This is a genomic window from Streptomyces sp. NPDC048106 (genome assembly GCF_040706415.1).
Taxonomy (GTDB): Bacteria; Actinomycetota; Actinomycetes; order Streptomycetales; family Streptomycetaceae; genus Streptomyces.
Genome location: NZ_JBEZND010000020.1, coordinates 104,911 through 121,458, shown reverse-complemented (window position 1 = coordinate 121,458; position 16,548 = coordinate 104,911). Strand labels below are relative to the sequence as shown.

Annotated in this window: 11 protein-coding genes, 1 tRNA gene and 1 pseudogene; 10 read left to right on the top strand and 3 right to left on the bottom strand. The window is 71.3% G+C overall.

Annotation, left to right across the window (positions count from 1 at the left end; all coding sequences use genetic code 11):
- Window positions 1-3 precede the first annotated feature (3 nt).
- The 4 genes from tmk to AB0927_RS21405 all read left to right on the top strand — a co-directional run bounded on the left by tmk (window position 4) and on the right by AB0927_RS21405 (window position 6,649).
- Window positions 4-3,342: a dTMP kinase gene (gene tmk / locus AB0927_RS21420; protein ID WP_366669244.1), complete on the top strand. Its 3,339-nt coding sequence runs from the start codon at window positions 4-6 to the stop codon at window positions 3,340-3,342.
- 204 nt (window positions 3,343-3,546) lie between these two features.
- Entirely contained in the window at window positions 3,547-4,752 is a 1,206-nt protein-coding gene (locus tag AB0927_RS21415; RefSeq protein WP_366669243.1) for a DNA polymerase III subunit delta', read from the top strand.
- A gap of 99 nt (window positions 4,753-4,851) precedes the next feature.
- On the top strand, window positions 4,852-6,468 hold the full coding sequence (locus AB0927_RS21410; RefSeq protein ID WP_366669242.1) for an alpha/beta hydrolase: 1,617 nt from the start codon (window positions 4,852-4,854) through the stop codon (window positions 6,466-6,468).
- A 107-nt stretch (window positions 6,469-6,575) separates the two neighbouring features.
- Window positions 6,576-6,649, top strand: a tRNA-Thr gene (locus AB0927_RS21405).
- A 128-nt stretch (window positions 6,650-6,777) separates the two neighbouring features.
- Here the strand turns inward: AB0927_RS21405 and AB0927_RS21400 are convergent.
- Both AB0927_RS21400 and AB0927_RS21395 read right to left on the bottom strand, forming a co-directional pair.
- Window positions 6,778-8,436 (bottom strand): tyrosine-type recombinase/integrase, encoded by a 1,659-nt coding sequence (locus AB0927_RS21400; RefSeq protein ID WP_366669241.1) that lies wholly within the window; start codon window positions 8,434-8,436, stop codon window positions 6,778-6,780.
- Window positions 8,433-9,134 carry a helix-turn-helix transcriptional regulator gene (locus AB0927_RS21395; RefSeq protein WP_366669240.1) on the bottom strand — a complete coding sequence of 234 codons (702 nt, stop codon included), beginning with the start codon at window positions 9,132-9,134 and terminating at the stop codon, window positions 8,433-8,435. The genes AB0927_RS21400 and AB0927_RS21395 overlap by 4 nt, the downstream gene beginning before the upstream one ends.
- Window positions 9,135-9,228: 94 nt before the next feature.
- Here AB0927_RS21395 and AB0927_RS21390 point away from each other — a divergent pair, with 94 nt between their 5' ends.
- The 6 genes from AB0927_RS21390 (at window position 9,229) to AB0927_RS21365 (ending at window position 16,175) form a co-directional block, all read left to right on the top strand.
- Window positions 9,229-9,459 carry a hypothetical protein gene (locus AB0927_RS21390; protein WP_366669239.1) on the top strand — a complete coding sequence of 77 codons (231 nt, stop codon included), beginning with the start codon at window positions 9,229-9,231 and terminating at the stop codon, window positions 9,457-9,459.
- Window positions 9,460-9,692: 233 nt separating this feature from the next.
- Window positions 9,693-10,997, top strand: coding sequence for a DUF3631 domain-containing protein (locus AB0927_RS21385; protein WP_366669238.1), 1,305 nt, complete (start codon window positions 9,693-9,695; stop codon window positions 10,995-10,997).
- A 421-nt stretch (window positions 10,998-11,418) separates the two neighbouring features.
- Window positions 11,419-12,273: a DUF2637 domain-containing protein gene (locus AB0927_RS21380; RefSeq protein WP_366669237.1), complete on the top strand. Its 855-nt coding sequence runs from the start codon at window positions 11,419-11,421 to the stop codon at window positions 12,271-12,273.
- Between the two features lie 323 nt (window positions 12,274-12,596).
- Window positions 12,597-13,157: a MobC family plasmid mobilization relaxosome protein gene (locus AB0927_RS21375; RefSeq protein ID WP_366669236.1), complete on the top strand. Its 561-nt coding sequence runs from the start codon at window positions 12,597-12,599 to the stop codon at window positions 13,155-13,157.
- Window positions 13,154-14,863: a mobilization protein gene (locus AB0927_RS21370; protein ID WP_366669235.1), complete on the top strand. Its 1,710-nt coding sequence runs from the start codon at window positions 13,154-13,156 to the stop codon at window positions 14,861-14,863. The genes AB0927_RS21375 and AB0927_RS21370 overlap by 4 nt, the downstream gene beginning before the upstream one ends.
- A gap of 130 nt (window positions 14,864-14,993) precedes the next feature.
- Window positions 14,994-16,175: a hypothetical protein gene (locus AB0927_RS21365; RefSeq protein WP_366669234.1), complete on the top strand. Its 1,182-nt coding sequence runs from the start codon at window positions 14,994-14,996 to the stop codon at window positions 16,173-16,175.
- Between the two features lie 17 nt (window positions 16,176-16,192).
- Here AB0927_RS21365 and AB0927_RS21360 read toward each other — a convergent pair.
- Window positions 16,193-16,516 (bottom strand): annotated as a pseudogene (locus AB0927_RS21360) (NUDIX domain-containing protein); the annotation flags it as partial.
- Window positions 16,517-16,548: the final 32 nt, after the last annotated feature.

The following is a 16,548-nucleotide window of genomic DNA, read 5'->3' as shown; positions in this document are numbered from 1 at the left end:
CGCATGACGCGAGCCGAGCAGCCAACGGCCCACACTCCAGAACCGGACGACGCCCTGGTCGCGGACTCCCGCGAGCGCGCCGTACGTTCCCTGTTGCGCCGACCGCAGTTGCGGCGCCTGTGGAGCGCGCAGCTGGTGAGCGGTGTCGGCGACACCCTCGCCCTCCTGGTCCTGGTCGTACTCGTCCTCCAGGCGGCGATCGCCCAGGGAGCGTTCGGCGGCGGCTACCGGGGCGTGGCGTTCGCGGTCGCGACGGTCTTCGCGGCCCGGGGCCTCGCCGCGCTGCTCTTCGGCGCGGTCCTGCTCGGCCCGCTGAACACGCTCACCGCCCCGGAGGGCCCGCTCGACCGCCGCTGGACCATGGTCGGCGCCGACGGTCTGCGTGCCGCGCTGCTGATCGTGGCCCCCCTGTGGATCGACTGGTCGCCGGCGAACGCGCCGGCCGTGCTGCTGGTCACCGCCTTCGTCACCGGTGTCGCCGAGCGGCTGTGGACGGTGTGCCGCGAGAGCGCCGCCCCGGCCCTGCTGCCCGCCCCGCCGCCGGAGGGCGCGACCGTGCGGCCGCTGCCGGACCACATGGACGCGCTGCGCCGCCTCGCGCTGCGCACCGGCTTCCTCGCCGTACCGCTGGCGGCCGCCGCCCTGGTCGTCGCCGCCCTGCTCAACAACCTGCTGGGCACCGGCGTGCCCTGGTTCGACCAGCACCACGCGGCCCTCGCGTCGTACGTGGCGGCGGGCCTGTTCGCCGCCTCGCTCTCCCTGCTGACCTTCCTGGAGCTGCCCGACACGCGCACCCCGCGCGCGCGGTCCCCGCTGGAGGGCCTGCGCCGCCCGCGCACCGGCGCCGGTGTCGACAAGGGGCGCACGGGCGCGATCCCGCTGCTCGTCCCCGCCTGCGCCGCCGTGGCCGGCGCCATCGCGGCCGCCGTCTCCGTGTGCGTGCTGCACGCGACCGACCTGGGCGGCGGCCCGGCCCTGTACGGCCTGCTGGTCCTGGGCCTGACCGGCGGCGTCGCCGTCGGCATCCGCACGGCCCCCGCGCTGCTGCCCTCGCTGTCCCGGCGCCGGCTGCTGTCCCTGGCGATCGCCTTCACCGGCGTCGCGCTGCTGGCCGCCGGGCTGGTCCCGGACGTCACCACGGTGCTGCTGATCGTCACCCTGGCGGGTCTCGCCGCGGGCATCGCGGCCAACACCGGGCACGCCCTGCTGGACCAGGAGACCGAGGACTACCGCAGGGCCCGCGTCACCGAGCACCTCCAGGCCGTCGTCCGCGTCTTCATAGCGTTCGGCGCGGTGATCGCCCCGGTGGTCGCCGGCCTCATCGGCCGGCACCGGCTGGAGAACGGCCGGTTCGTGTTCGCGCACGGCGGCGCCTCGTTCACGCTGATGCTGGTCGGCGCGCTGCTGCTGCCGGTGGCCGCGCTGGTGCTCGCCAAGGTCGACGACCGTTCCGGCATCCCGCTGCGCCAGGACCTCAAGGACGCGCTGCTCGGCGGCGACGACCCGGTCGAGACACCGGCCGCGAGCGGTTTCTTCATCGCCCTGGAGGGCGGCGACGGCGCCGGCAAGTCCACCCAGGCCGAGGCCCTCGCCGAGTGGATCCGCGCCAAGGGCCACGAGGTCGTGCTCACCCGCGAGCCGGGGGCCACCCCCGTGGGCAAGCGGCTGCGCTCGATCCTGCTGGACGTCTCCTCGGCGGGCCTGTCCCACCGCGCGGAGGCGCTGCTGTACGCCGCGGACCGCGCCGAGCACGTCGACACCGTCGTCCGCCCCGCCCTGGAGCGCGGCGCGGTGGTGATCTCCGACCGCTACATCGACTCCTCCGTCGCCTACCAGGGCGCGGGGCGCGATCTGTCCCCGACCGAGATCGCCCGCATCAACCGCTGGGCGACCGACGGGCTGGTGCCGCACCTCACCGTGCTGCTGGACGTCTCCCCGGAGGCCGCCCGCGAGCGGTTCACCGAGGCGCCGGACCGGCTCGAGTCGGAGCCCGCGGAGTTCCACGCGCGCGTGCGGGCCGGTTTCCTCACCCTCGCCGCCGCCGACCCCGGCCGCTACCTGGTGGTTGACGCCGGGCAGGAGCCCGAGGCCGTCACCACCGTCATCCGGCACCGCCTCGACACCGTGCTGCCGCTGTCCCAGGCCGAGATCGAGGCCCGGGAGGAGGCGCGCAGGAAGGCCGAGGAGGAGGCCCGCCGCAAGGCCGAGGAAGAGGCCGCGCGCAAGGCCGAGGAGGAGCGCCTGGAGCGCGAGCGCCAGGAGGAGCTGGCCCGGCTGCGCGCCGAGGAGGAGGAGCGCAAGCGCCGCGAGCTGGAGGAGGCGCAGCGCCGCGAGGCCGAGCGGCAGGCAGAGGAGGCCCGGCAGCGGGCGGCCGAGGCAGCCCGGCGCGCGGAGGAGGAGCGGCAGCGGCTGCTCGCCGAGGAGAAGGCCCGCGCCGAGGAGGAGGCGCGCCGCAAGGCCGAGGAGGAGCGCCGCCGCAAGCAGGCCGAGGAAGAGGCCCGGCTCCGCGCGGAGGAGGAGGCCCGCCAGGCCCGGCTCCGCGCCGAGGAGGAGGCCCGGCAGGCCAAGGCGCGGGCCGAGGAGGAGGCCCGGCGTCTGGAGGCGCAGCGCAAGGCGGAGGAGGCGCTGCTCCGTGCCGAGGAGGCCCGCCGTCAGGCGGCGGAGGCCGCGGCCGCGGCCGACGTGGCGGCCCGCAGGTCCGGCAGCCCCCAGCCGAAGGCCCCGGGTGTGACCTCGGACGCGGTCACCGTGGCCACTCCGGTGGTGTCGCCGGGGCCGGGTGCGGAGGAGACGGTGCCCACGCCGATCGTCTCGCCGGACCGGGACGAGCCGTCCGGCTGGGACACCCGGGACACCCGGGAACCCCAGGACGACCGCGACGCCCAGGACACCCGGGACGCCCGGGACACCCGGGACGCCCGGGACACCCGGAACTCCGTCTCCGAGGCCGAGACGACCGCCGAGCTGCCTCAGCCGCCCGCCGTCGCGGGCGCCGCGGACGAGACGGCGGTGCTGCCACAGGTGCCCTCCGGCGCCGCCGACGAGACCGCCGTACTGCCGCAGTTGAGCATGGACGAGACGGCCGTGCTGCCGCCCGTGCGCGACGAGGCCCCGGCGGACCGGATGCCGCGCGGCTTCTTCCGCGACGAGCGGACCGCGGGCCCCGACGGCTCCGAGGACCGCACCCGTGAGATGCCCCGGCCCGGCACCGACGGCGCCCGCCGCCGCCCGCGCCCGGACTGGGCGGAGGAGACCCCGCTGGACGACCTGCCGTCGCTGGCGGACGAACTGCTGGGGTCGTACGACGACGAGGACGGGCCCCGCGGAGGCCGCCGGGGCTGATCCCGGGTCCGTCCAGAGCGGCGCTCGCGTCCTGCCGGAGCAGGGACGGGCGCCGTTCGGCTTCGGGGGAGGCGTGGGGGTGGCGCTGGGGGAGGCGTGGGCGTGGCACCGGGGGTGGCGGCGGCGGCGGATGCCCCCGTTGTCGGACCCCACCCGCACAATGGAGGCCGGGACGCGGAATGTGACGGAAGGGCGGCGTGACCCATGAGCGTGTGGGACGACCTCGTCGGGCAGGAGAAGGTGAGCGCGGTGCTGGACGCCGCCGCCCGGGACGCCGACGCCCAGGTCACCGCCGCCGCGGCGGACGAACCGCTGCCGGAGGCGTCCCGGATGACGCACGCGTGGCTGTTCACCGGCCCGCCCGGCGCGGGCCGCAACCAGGCGGCGCGGTCCTTCGCCGCCGCCCTGCAGTGCGTGAGCCCCGACCGCGCCCTCGGCGGCGCTCCCGGCTGCGGATTCTGCGACGGCTGCCACACCGCGCTGCTCGGCACCCACGCGGACGTCACCACGGTCGCCGCGGTCGGCGCCGAGATCCTGGTGAAGGACATGCGCGACACGGTCCGCAAGTCGTACACCGCCCCGGCCACCGGCCGCTGGCAGATCATCCTGGTCGAGGACGCCGAGCGGCTGAACGAGAAGTCGGCGAACGCCGTGCTCAAGGCCGTCGAGGAGCCCGCCCCCCGCACGGTCTGGCTGCTGTGCGCCCCCTCCGTCGAGGACGTCCTGCCGACCATCCGCTCCCGCTGCCGCCACCTGAACCTGCGCACGCCCTCGGTGGAGGCGGTCGCCGACATGCTCGTACGACGCGACGGCGTCGAACCCGAGGCCGCGGCCGCCGCCGCCCGCGCCACCCAGGGGCACGTGGACCGTGCCCGGCGCCTGGCCACCGACCCGGCGGCGCGCGAGCGCCGCGCCGCCGTCCTGAAGCTCCCGCTGCGCCTGGACGAGGTCGGTGCCTGCCTCAAGGCCGCCCAGGACCTGGTCGACGCGGCCGCCGAGGACGCCAAGCAGCTCGCCGAGGAGATGGACGGCAGGGAGGCCGAGGAGCTGAAGGCGGCGCTCGGCGCGGTCCAGGGCGGCCGGCTGCCGCGCGGCACGGCGGGCGTGATGAAGGACCTGGAGGACATGCAGAAGCGCCGCAGGACCCGTACCCAGCGCGACAGCCTGGACGTGGCCCTCGGCGACCTCACCACCTTCTACCGCGACGTCCTCGCCCTCCAGCTCGGCTCCCGCGTGGCGATCGCCAACGCCGACGCGCAGGACGCGCTGGACCGGCTGGCCCGCGGCAGCTCCCCGGAGTCCACCCTGCGCCGCATCGAGGCGATCGCCGCGTGCCGCGAGGCCCTGGACCGCAACGTGGCGCCGCTGCTGGCGGTGGAGGCGATGACGATGGCGCTGCGGGCGGGCTGAGATGCCCTTCCGGACGCCGGTTCCCCGGCGCGTACCTCGTACGGGGCGACAATCCGAACTCGCCGCGTCCGGCGCGTCGCCCACCGTTACCCTCGCCTGATGCAGACCAGGACCTCTCCCTCCCGGCCCGGCGGCGGGCGCCCCGCGGCCCGCTCCCGGCTCGCGGCCGCCGCCCTGGTGACCGCAGCCCTCCTCGTGGCCGCGTGCTCCCCCGGCGGCTCGGCCGGTCCGTCGCCGGCGGCGTCGACGCGGACCGACGCGGCGGCCGCCCCCGTCCTGGCCCCGCTGCCGCGCGCGACCCCGGCGGCGCTGGCGCCGTACTACACGCAGCGGCTGACGTGGCGCGACTGCGGCGTACCGGGCTTCCAGTGCGCCACCATGAAGGCGCCACTGGACTACGACCGGCCGGGCGCGGGCGACGTACGGCTCGCGGTGACCCGCAAGGCCGCCACCGGCAGCGGCAAGCCGCTCGGTTCGCTGCTGGTCAACCCGGGCGGTCCGGGCGGCTCGGCGGTGGGCTACCTCCAGCAGTACGCCGGTGTCGGCTACCCCGCCGAGGTCCGCGCCCGCTACGACATGGTGGCGATGGACCCGCGCGGCGTCGCCCGCAGCGAGCCCGTCGAGTGCCTCGACGACGGCCTGATGGACACGTACACGGGGACCGACGTGACCCCGGACGACCAGGCCGAGCAGGACGCGGCGGTCGCGGCGGACAAGAAGTTCGCGCAGGCATGCGGGGCGCACTCGGCGCGGCTGCTGCGGCACGTCTCCACCGTCGAGGTGGCCCGGGACATGGACATCCTCCGCGCGGCGCTCGGCGACCCGAAGCTGAACTACGTGGGGGCCTCGTACGGCACCTTCCTCGGGGCGACCTACGCCGGCCTCTTCCCGGGCCGGGTGGGCCGCATGGTTTTGGACGGCGCCCTGGACCCCTCCCTGGACTCCCGCACGGTGAACCTGGAGCAGGCCGAGGGCTTCGAGACGGCGTTCCAGGCGTTCACCGCGGACTGCCTGCGCCGCGCGGACTGCCCGCTCGGCGGCAGGGGTACGACGCCGGGGCAGGCCGCCGGTCACCTCGAAGCCTTCTTCCACCGGCTGGACGGCCACCCCGTCCCGACGGGCGGCGACCGCGAACTGGGCGAGGCGCTGGCCACCACCGGGGTGATCGCGGCGATGTACGACGAGGGCGCCTGGGGCCGGCTGCGCGCGGCGCTGGCCGCGGCGATGAAGGGCGACGGCGCGGCGCTGCTCGCCCTCTCCGACAGCTACTACGAGCGCGACGCGAACGGCCACTACAGCAACCTGATGATGGCCAACAACGCCGTGAACTGCCTGGACCTGCCGCCCGCCTTCACCGGCCCCCGGCAGTTGCGGCAGGCGCAGCCCGCGTTCGAGAAGGCGTCCCCGGTCTTCGGCGAGGCCCTGGCCTGGACCTCGCTGAACTGCGCGTACTGGCCGGTGCGGGCCACGGGCGAGCCCCACCGCATCACGGCCCAGGGCGCGGCCCCGATCGTGGTCGTCGGCACCACCCGCGACCCGGCCACCCCCTACCGCTGGGCCCAGTCCCTGGCCCGCCAGCTCTCCTCCGGCCACCTGCTGACCTACGCCGGCGACGGCCACACCGCCTACCTCCGCGGCAGCACCTGCGTCGACTCCACCATCGACACCTACCTCCTCCACGGCACCCCACCGCCCGCCGGCAAGCGCTGCTCGTAGCCCCCTGCTTCGGTTCCGGCCCCCCTCCCCGGGGCCGGTACGAAGCACCCCCGGAAACTGTGTAGACTTACCGACGTTGCCGACCGCACCCTAGGTGCACGCAGCACGCCGCTTTAGCTCAGATGGCCAGAGCAACGCACTCGTAATGCGTAGGTCTCGGGTTCGAATCCCGAAAGCGGCTCAGCGAAACCCCAGGTCACATTGCCCGTGACCTGGGGTTTTCTGTTGCTCGGGGCGTGGCGGGGTACGTGGCTGGGGTGCCGTGACTTTGCTTGCGTGAGCGATGCGTGAGCGGAGCCGCTCGGGGACCTACCTCTTGGGCGCCCGGCGCTTGGCCTTCTTGTCCGCCTTGGCCTGGGCTTTCGCCTTGTCCGTCGGCTTGCGTCCCTTAGCCTTGCCGGAGTTCTTGGCTGTGGCCTTCTTGGCCTTCTCTTTCTTCGCCGCCTTGCGTGCGGCCTTTTCCGCCTCGGCCTTGCGCTGAAGGGGGACCAGCTTCGCGGTCGCCTCGGCGGCGCTCCTGCCGACCTGTGGCAGGACGCTCTGGTAGATGTCCCGCGTGATCCGGGTGTCGCTGTGCCCGAGCGTGTCCGACACGATCTTGATGTCGATGTCGGCAGCGAGCATGAGGGTGGCCGCGCCGTGGCGCAGATCGTGCAGGCGGATCGGCGGGAGGCCGGAGGCGGCGACAAGGCGCTCGAAGAGGTCGGTCACCTTGCCGGGGTGGAGCCAGGAGCCGTTTTCCTGTGTGAAGACGTGGCCGGTGTCCACCCAGGCCGAACCCCACTCCTCGCGGGCTGCGGTCTGGCGTTCACGGTGGCGCTTCAGGACGTTGACGGTGTCGTCGTCGAGCGCGACCACGCGGTAGCCGCTGTCGGTCTTGGGATCGGATGCCTCGATCTCCCAGCCGTCCTGAACGAGTTGGGATGAGACGGTGAGCGAGTGGGTGTCGAGGTTCGTCTCCGACCACGGCTGCCCGCACGCCTCGCCACGGCGCAGGCCGCGGAAGGCGATCAGGTGCCACATCGCGTACAGCCGGTCTTCGGCGACGAAGTCGAGGAAGGCACCGGCCTGCTGCGGCGTCCAGACCATCACGGGCGACGGTTTCTCGCCCGTCTGCTCCCACTTGGCGACCCGCTCGTCCGTCCACACGAGCGCCTTCGGCTTGCGCACGGGGTCGATCTCGACATGGGCGGCGGGGTTGAAGGTGATGACCTGCTGACCGATCGCGTCGTTCAGGGCCGCGCGAAGGGTCGCCTTGACGTGCTGACGAGTGGCGGGGCCGGTGATGCGCCGGAAGGGCGGCATCTCGTCGATCGCGGCCTTCATCGCCTTGCGTCGGGCTCGGTTCTCGACGCCCTTCCACGGCACGGTCGCCAACTCGTCGATCGCGGCTCGCCGCTGGGCGTTGTCCTCCAGGATCTGGGCGTTGGCGTCGCTGATGTCCGTGAACATCTCGCTGAGGTGGCTGACGCGCAGCCGGTCCAGACGCCGGTTGCCGATGCGCGGCTTCAGGTGGACGCGGATGTCGGTCTCGTAGCGGTTGAGGCCGGACTTGCGTATGCGCTTGCCGGACAGCCACCGATCGAGCCATTCGGCCACGGTCAGGCTGCCAATGAGGTCCTGGCCGGCGTTGAGACGCCGCCGCGTCTCTTCGACATCGGGCAGGGGCGAGCGTTCGCGGCTGACCTCGGCCAGCATCTCGGCGAGGAGTTCAGTGCCCTCAGGGTCGTCCGAGTCGGCGAGCCCGAGCAGGGCGCGTACGTGGTCAAGGTCGGCCTGGGCCGCCTTGAGGCTGCCGTACCCGCCCCGGGCGAAGGAGCGGCGGCTGCCGTCCTCTCGCGGTGAGAGCTCCTGGCGTATGGAGTAGGTGCAGTGGTTCCTGCTGTTGCGCTTGGGGCAGGAGGTGCCGAGTTCCTTGCCGGTTTTCGGGTCGCGGCAGGAGCAGCGGCGGTAGGTGGAGCCCTTCAAAGATCATTCTCCTCGGTCGTGTCGGGATCGCTCCCGGGCATTTCGACAGCGCTGACCACGTCGGGCCAGAGGAACGGGGGCGTGACGCCCTCTTCCTGGATGAAGGCGCGGATTCTGTGCAGGCGACTCTTGGCCTCGTCGGCCGCCTCGGCGGCGCGCGCTTGGGCGCGGAGGGCCTCGGCCTTCCGGCCGGTGTTCGGGGCGGTTGCGGCGTCGTAGCGGGCACGCTCCTCGTCGATCTGCGCGCTGCGCAGTCGCTCCTGGGCAGCGTGGTGGGCGCGGAAGTAGTGGAGCATGTCGTCGTCCGCTCCGAGGTCGGTCTCCTCCCCGGTGAACCGGCGCAGCGCGTCCAGCGACGTGGTGGGGTGCTGGAGCGGGAGTCGCTGCACGTCGTCGACGTAGCCGACGGGATAGACGAGGCAGATGGGCGGGGTGTTCAGTGCTTCGGCTAGCACGATGACGTCGACCAAGGGCAGGTTGGAGCGGCGTCCTGACTCCATATTGGCGATGACATTGCGAGGGATCGGGTGGCCGATCTCCTCGCACTTGTCGGCCAAGTCCTGTGCGCTCCAACCAAGTTCCTTCCGTCGTCTGCGGACCTCGCCGGCCACGGTGGACATGACCTGGTCCACCCACTCCGGGACGTCGTCCTCGTCGTCGGCCTTCTTTGATCCATGGTGACTACGGGGCTGTGTCATAGAGACACATTAGCTCGCTTAGGGTTGATTCCAAGACCTGGAGACGGGCGCGGAGGTCGCGTTCGCCGTGGGCTCAGTCATGGATGGAGTGCGCATGCGCGAGAACGAAGAGGCGGGCCGAGCGAAGGGGATGAGCCGCGAGGAGCTTCTGAGGCTCCCTGCTGCTGTTGACCTGGAGACCGGCAACCGGGCGCTGGGGCTCGGCCGGAGCAAGGGGTACGACCTGGCCAAGCGCGGCCAGTACCCGTGCAAGGTACTTCGGCTCGGGAATGCCTACCGGGTAGTGACCACAGACCTGTTGGCCCTGCTGGGCCTGGCAGCGTAAAGCGTCTGACGTACCGCAGGCGCTTCTGCGCTGAGCTGACACAGAAACGCTGGACTGTGGCACGGCGTGGACGTACTGTCCGTGGTCGCTCGCGGTGCCGAAACCCCCGTGAGAAGAGGGAGAGCCTCCGGCGGTGCAACGCCGGAGGCCCCGAGACTCCCCAGCAATCCCATGAGAACCGACCCGGCGGCAGGGGCGTGCAAGCCCGACACCGCCAGACGAGGAGCCGCCCAGTGCAACCCGAGAACCCCGACTTCTATTCCGCCCCTGCCCGAGCGGCCTGGCCCGCCACAGCCATCCCCGGCCAGCCCGGTACCTACCTGCGCACCGCGCGAGCCGACGGTGCCATAGCGGACCTGGACGACGGTACGGCCGACGGCAGGGGCAGCGAGGCAGATCCGGCGAGGGGCCTGGAGTCCATCCCCGACGCGGAGCCGACACCGGGCTCGGAGCTGCTGGGCGAACTTCGCGCCCAGATTGCCCAGTTCGTGATCCCGCCCTCATCCGAGGCGCTGGACGCGATCACCCTGTGGGTGGCGGCAACGCAGCTCCAGCCCTCGTGGCAGCACGCCCCACGGCTGGCAGTGGTGGGGCCTGCGAAGAGGTGCGGGAAGTCGCGGCTCCTGGACGTGCTGACCGAGACGGTCCACGAGCCGATGCTCACCATCAACACCACACCAGCGGCCATCTTCCGCTCGATCAACGAGGAAGAGCCGCCGACGCTGCTGGTGGACGAGGCCGACACCATCTTCGGCCCCAAGGTCGCGGAGAAGAACGAGGAGACACGTGGTCTCCTCAACGCCGGACACCAGCGCGGCCGGTACGTCACCCGGGTCGTGGGCAACGACCACACCCCGCACAAGTTCGCCACCTTCGCCATGGCGGCCATCGCGGGCATCGGAGACCTGCCGGACACGGTCATGGACCGGTCGGTCGTCATCCGCATGCGCCGCAGGGCCGAGGGTGAGAAGGTCAAACCCTTCCGCTCGCGACGCGACATCCCAGCCCTGCACGAGCTGCGCGACCGCATCCGTACCTGGGCCCTCCCGCTGCTGGAGGACGCCGCGAGCCTGGAGCCGGACATGCCGGTCGAGGACCGAGCTGCCGACACATGGGAACCCCTGGTGATCGTCGCCGACCTGGCAGGCGGTCGCTGGCCGCGGCTTGCGCGGATCGCGTGCGCGCGAATGGTCGACGCCGAGGTGGCGGCCGAGGGCGAGCACCCCAGCGGGGCGCGCATCCTCGCCGACATCCGACGGGTCTTCTTCGCCCAGCGGGAGGCGGACAGCCTCTCCACCGAGGACCTCCTGCACTACCTGAACGCCGACGCCGAAGCCCCGTGGGGAGAGCGGGGGCGCTACGGCCTGACCTCCCGGGAACTCAGCGGGATGCTGCGCGACTACGGCATCCGGCCCGGCAACGTGCGCATGGCCGACCGGTCGCAGCGCAAGGGCTACATGCGCAACAAGTTCCTCGACGCGTGGCGACGGTACTGCCCCACCGTCCACCCAGTCGACGCCCGTCGTGGCGAAGGCTGACCCCCACCTCCCAGGTTTGCCGTACTTGCCGTCCCTGCCGTGATCTCGCAGGTCAGGGCACACGCCGGCAAGACGGCAGCCGAGGGCAAGACGGCAACGCACGCGTCTCCGCACGTGTAGCCAGCCAAGGGGGCGGCGTCCAGATCCGTCTTGCCCCGTCCCTAGCGTCCTCGCCGTATCACCGCAGGTCACAGTCCTGCTCGCCGGGACGCTACCGCAACGCAGCCGTCCCGGCAGGTGCAGCCCCCACCGGACAGAACCGGACCGGAAGCTGCCGCTTCCCTGTCCCGAGTCGGGACAAGACGCTGGTGCTGCCCGCCGAGACGGCACTTCCCAAGCGTTGCCGTCCCGCGCTGACCTGCACGTGCAACGGCCGAGACGGCAAAGACGCCACATACAGCTACCCCCAGGAGCTTCCCGCTTGACCGCCCCGCACCTCACCACGCCATCACCGCAGCTACGAGATGACGCTCGCACCGAAGGGCAGCCGAAGAAACGTGTTGACGCCGAGCAGCTCGCACTCGGCCTGGCCGGCACCGTCATCGTCGCCCTGACAGCCGGAGCATTCTGGCTGTCCTACACGCACCTCGCCGACGTCGCCGGCCAGCACGGGCTCGGCGCATCCCCCATCCGCCGGTGGGCCTGGCCCGCCACACTGGACGCGTTCATCGTCGCGGGCGAACTCCTCATGCTTCGCGCTGCGCTGCGGCGTACAACCGACCTCTGGGCGATCGCCGTCACCGCTGCCGGATCGATCGGCTCCATCACATCGAACGTCGCCGGGGTCAGCGGCACGGACAACGCACGCAGCGTCCCGCTCCTCGACTACGTGGTCGCTGCCGTTCCTCCGGCCGCCGCGATGGTCGCCTTCGGCGTCCTGATGCGACAGATACACCAGCTCGTCGCACCGGCCGACGACTCAGCGGACACCGGTTCCGGACACGCGCGGAACCGGCCGGTCGGTGACGTCAGTGCCGGCCTATGGCAGGACGCCGCTGCCGACGACCCGCAAGCCTCCGGAGACGAGCGGACGGAACCCACGTCCCAGGTGCCCAAATCCAAACCGACCGGTGGCCGTCCGCCGAAAGCCACCATCGCCGAACTGGCGGACATCGGACGGGCCACCGGTCACCAGCACGGCAAACTCACGCGCGGCCTGCTCCGAGCGGCCGTGAAGGACCGAGACCTGACGATCGGCAGCGAGCGGCAGACCGAAGTGATGGAGCTGCTTCGGCCGGAGCTCGAAGCCACCGGCATCGAAGTCTCCAAGCGCTGACGCCGGGCCTGCTCGGGTGACCGGAACCCTTCCGGTCACCCGAGCACCCGCCAACCGCCCCGCAGATTTCCACACCTGTGGACAACGTGATGGCCGCGTTACGTAGACGCCGTAACCCTGTTCGCCGAGTCGTACCTGGAGCATCTTCCTTGCAGCACAGCCAGCCCCTACCTGACGACACCCCTGCTGCACCACCTGTCTCGCCGCAGTCCCCTACGCTGCTGTCACGTCTGCGGCGGGCGTTCGGACGGACGGCCCCTGGCGGAGCCAGTAGTACCCCGAGTCCGACTCAAGGCCGGTCCTCGGGGATCTCCGCCCCGGGGGTGGCGGAGACGGCCCAGCGCCAGGGGGCGCCGGACCGGGAGGTCGGAGCCGAGGGCGGCCCCGACTCGGACAAGCTTCACGCCGTACGGCAACAGATCCTCCGCCCCGCATCTGCCGTCGAGCCGACGGCTGGCGAGGGAGCGGTGCAGAGCGTGCAGCCGGCGATCCGCCGTTTCACCGGTACCAAGCGGACCGTCCGCGTCGGCCCGCTGCGCTTCACCGGCGACGAGAACGCCGCGCTCCAGGAGGCTGCCGCCGAACACGGCTACAAAGGGGAATCCGGCTTCGCCGCCGACATCGTTCTCGCCTTCATCGCCGGCAGGTTCACCGCCAACCTGCCGCTGTCCGAGGACCGCCGCCGCACCCACATGTTCCGCGCCCAGGTCCTGCGCGAACTCAACCGGATCGGTGTCAACGTCAACCAGATCGCCCGTGCCCTCAACAGCGACCTCACCCCGCCCGACATACGTGACCGTCTTGACGAGCTGCACCACCTGCTGGAGCTGATCGCCGAGGCCCTGCGCGAACCCGCAGAATTCAGGAAGGACCAGGCCGCGTGATCGCCGCCATCAAACCGGCCGGAGCCAACACCCGCGGGCTGCTCGCATACCTCTACGGCCCCGGCCGTCATGACGAACATCTCGACCCGCACATCGTCGCGGGCTTCGCCATGCTCGGCATGCCCGACCCCGGCCGCGACCCTGATGCCACCCTCACCCAGCTTGCCCGCCACCTCGACGAGCCCGTTCACCTTCGGAACAGCGAGTTCGGAAGGCAGGTCACCGACCACGTCTGGCACTGCCCCGTTCGCGCAGCCCCCGAGGACCGGCACCTCTCCGATGCCGAGTGGGCCGACATCGCCCAGCGGATCGTCGAAGCCGCTGGCATCGCCCCGCCCGGCGACGACCTGGCTTGCCGGTGGGTCGCCGTGCGCCACGCGGACGACCACATACACATCCTCGCCACCACCGTCCGTGAGGACGGCCGACGGCCCAAACTCCACGACAGCGGCATCCGGGTCGGCGACGCCTGCCGCCAGATCGAGACCGATTACGGCCTACGCCAACTGAAGAAGGGCGACCGCACCGCTGGACGCCGCCCCACTCAAGCGGAGATGCACAAGGCCGAACGCCTCGGCTGGAAGGAGACCAGCCGCGACTGGCTCCAGGACCGTATCCGCGCCGCCATCCCTCACACCGGCAGTGCCGAGGAACTCCTCGCCTATCTCGAAGCTGACGGCATCGCGGTCAAGCCGCGCCGCGGACCGTCCGGAGATCTCCTCGGCTACGCCGTCGGCCGCCCAGGCGACCTCAACAAGGACGGCGAACAGATCTTCCACCCCGGCGGAAAGATCGCTCCCGACCTCACCCTCCGCAAGCTCAAGGCCCGCCTGGAAACCACCGCGCCAGAGGAACACCCCACTGCCCGCCGAGAGAGGCCAACCACCCCCTGGCACCAGGCCACCGAAGCTCTCGACACCCTCCACTCCGACATGGCCGACGACACCCACGCCCAGGCCCACATCACGGCGCTCGGCGAACTCATCGAGGCCACCGCCCAGAAGGTCCCTGACCACTTCCGTGCCGACCTACGAGCCGCTTCACGGGCATTCGCCCGCGCGCAGCGCTCCCAGATTCGGGCCGGGAACCAGGTCGCCCACACCCTGCGTCGGGCGGCCCGCGACATCGCTCACACGGCCACCGGCCCCGACGGCAGTGCCTTGGCCGCTCTGCTCGCCGCTCTTGTCTGGGCCACGATTGTCGCCGCCCGTTGGCACGAGGCGAGGAGCCATGCCCACCAGGCCGAAGCCGCCCGCCAGACCCTCCACCACCTCCAGAACGCCGCCGATCACGCCCTCGCGCCTGTCGTCGACAAGCTCACCAGCCGCCACCCCACCGAACAGGCCCGACGGACCCTTGCCCATGACGTACGCGCCGCTGTCCCCGACCACGCCGACCGCATCCTCACCGACCCCGCCTGGCCAGCCCTCGCCACCGTCCTCGCCGACGCCGAAGCCGGCGGCTACAAACCCCTTCAGCTCCTGCGGGAAACCGCCGCCCAACGCGAACTGACCACCGCCCGCCAACCCGCCCGTGTCTTGCTCACCCGCATCCAGCACACCAGCCGCAACCCGGCCCCCAACCTTCGCGCCGAAGCCGCCCGCCGCCGCTCGACGCTGCTGAGTGGCTTGGAAAGCAGCCCCAGCTCCGTCGGGGGTATCTCAGCGGGTCCTGCGGCTCGCCGAGCGGGCCGCCCAGGGCGTTAGCGCATCGACCAAGCGTGAGCACCGGACTGTCTCCAGACCAAGCGACTGTCAGAGGCCGTCGATATCGTCGCCTTCGTGTACGGCTGGCAGCTGACGGGAGGCATGAAGTGATTGATGAGGGAGGGCCGACGTGAACACAGTCAACGCTCGGGTTTGGCGATTTGCACCGCGGTCAAGTGGACAAGGAGCTGCATGGATCGTCGGTCGTGGTCAACTGCCGGTTGGATTGGCTCGGCTGGTCCACATCAACGCACTGGCCTGCGACCTGCAAAGCGTCGTGGACCTTCAGACCAAGGAGCTCGAAGCCCGCCTTCTTCTCAGCTACGTCGATGCTCCAGCAGGGAGCCCCCTCCAGCTCGATCACCAGTCACTCATAGCGAGTTCTCGCCACATACGCAGCTTCGTCAGCGAATGCGCGGGCCTTGGGCTGCTGACCGCAGCAAGTGAAGCCTTGTTCTCGTGGACGGACGGAACCCACGAGCTGAATAGCTTTGATGCTCTTCCGCGACCTCTGTCGAAGTCGTATCAAAGCAGTGGCGTACGCCCTGATCTGCTGTTCCATGTGCCAGAGGGGCCAATCGCAGGAGAGGCTCGTGGACGGTATCGCAAGCAGAAGGCGCTGTTGCCCAAGCGCCTTCTCGCAGAACAACGACGGCGACTCGCGCAGCTCACGACCTGGTCTGCTGCGCACGGCGACCACTCCTATTTCATGAGCTGGGTCTACGTCGGTCCGGCGGGGGTGGCTGTGGACATCTTCATCCCCGAAGCCAGCGGATCGGGAGACACATGGCTGACCGACTGGGCAGACACGGAGGACGGGAACAGCCAGGAGCAGCCCTTCGGCGAGTCAGGAGCGGATGCAGCCTCTGGCCCAGGCGCTCTCCCGACGAATCAGAAGTCCCCGACGGGAGCGATGGCCAGCGGTGTTGCAGGCGAGGAGATCACGGGGCTCAAACCACTTGGGCTCATGGTGGAAGAACCCACACGGCCTCCACAGGAAATCGCGGAGGAAGCGATGAGCAGACTCTACGAGACCGCCCCCGAACCAACACAAGAGGCCACTCTCGCGGGAATCTCAGTACGTGGCCGATGGGTACCAGCGGATGCCTTGGGGGCCGCGAAGCACGAAGTCATGGTTGGAGTACTTGCTGAGAGGCCGCCCCGACAGGTGGCGATGCGAGAGAGAATGGCACGGTCGGAAGGACGGTTTGACGTGTGTCTCGACGGACGACTTCTCACTGTCGTACGACCAGTTGCTGCACCAAAGCCGGAGTGGCACCAGCTGGAGCGAACGCTGTTCGACCCGCGCTAGTGAGGTAGTGCTGGCGGAGCCAGTTCGTCCAGCTCCTCGGTGTCTGTGACGAGAGCGGTACCGCCCAGCATCTGACAGGCGGTGTGGTACATAAGGCTGCCCGTCTTCGGGTGAACGCGCTCGCCGAGCAGCTTCATCGCCGCCACGGTCGGCCCTGTCTCTTCCCGGGCCTCCCGTACGGCGGCGCCTCACGTTCCCCACCTGGCCCGACCTCTCTGGCTGGGAACTGCCGAGAGAGCTGGCCCCTCGCTGACCCGGCGGAGAACCATGAGCACACAGCCCTCGTGAACGACGGTGACGGCGGCGATGCTTGGCTGCTCACCCGTGTTCTTTTGCGTCACTGCTGTTCCTCCAGTATGGCCAGGATGGGCGG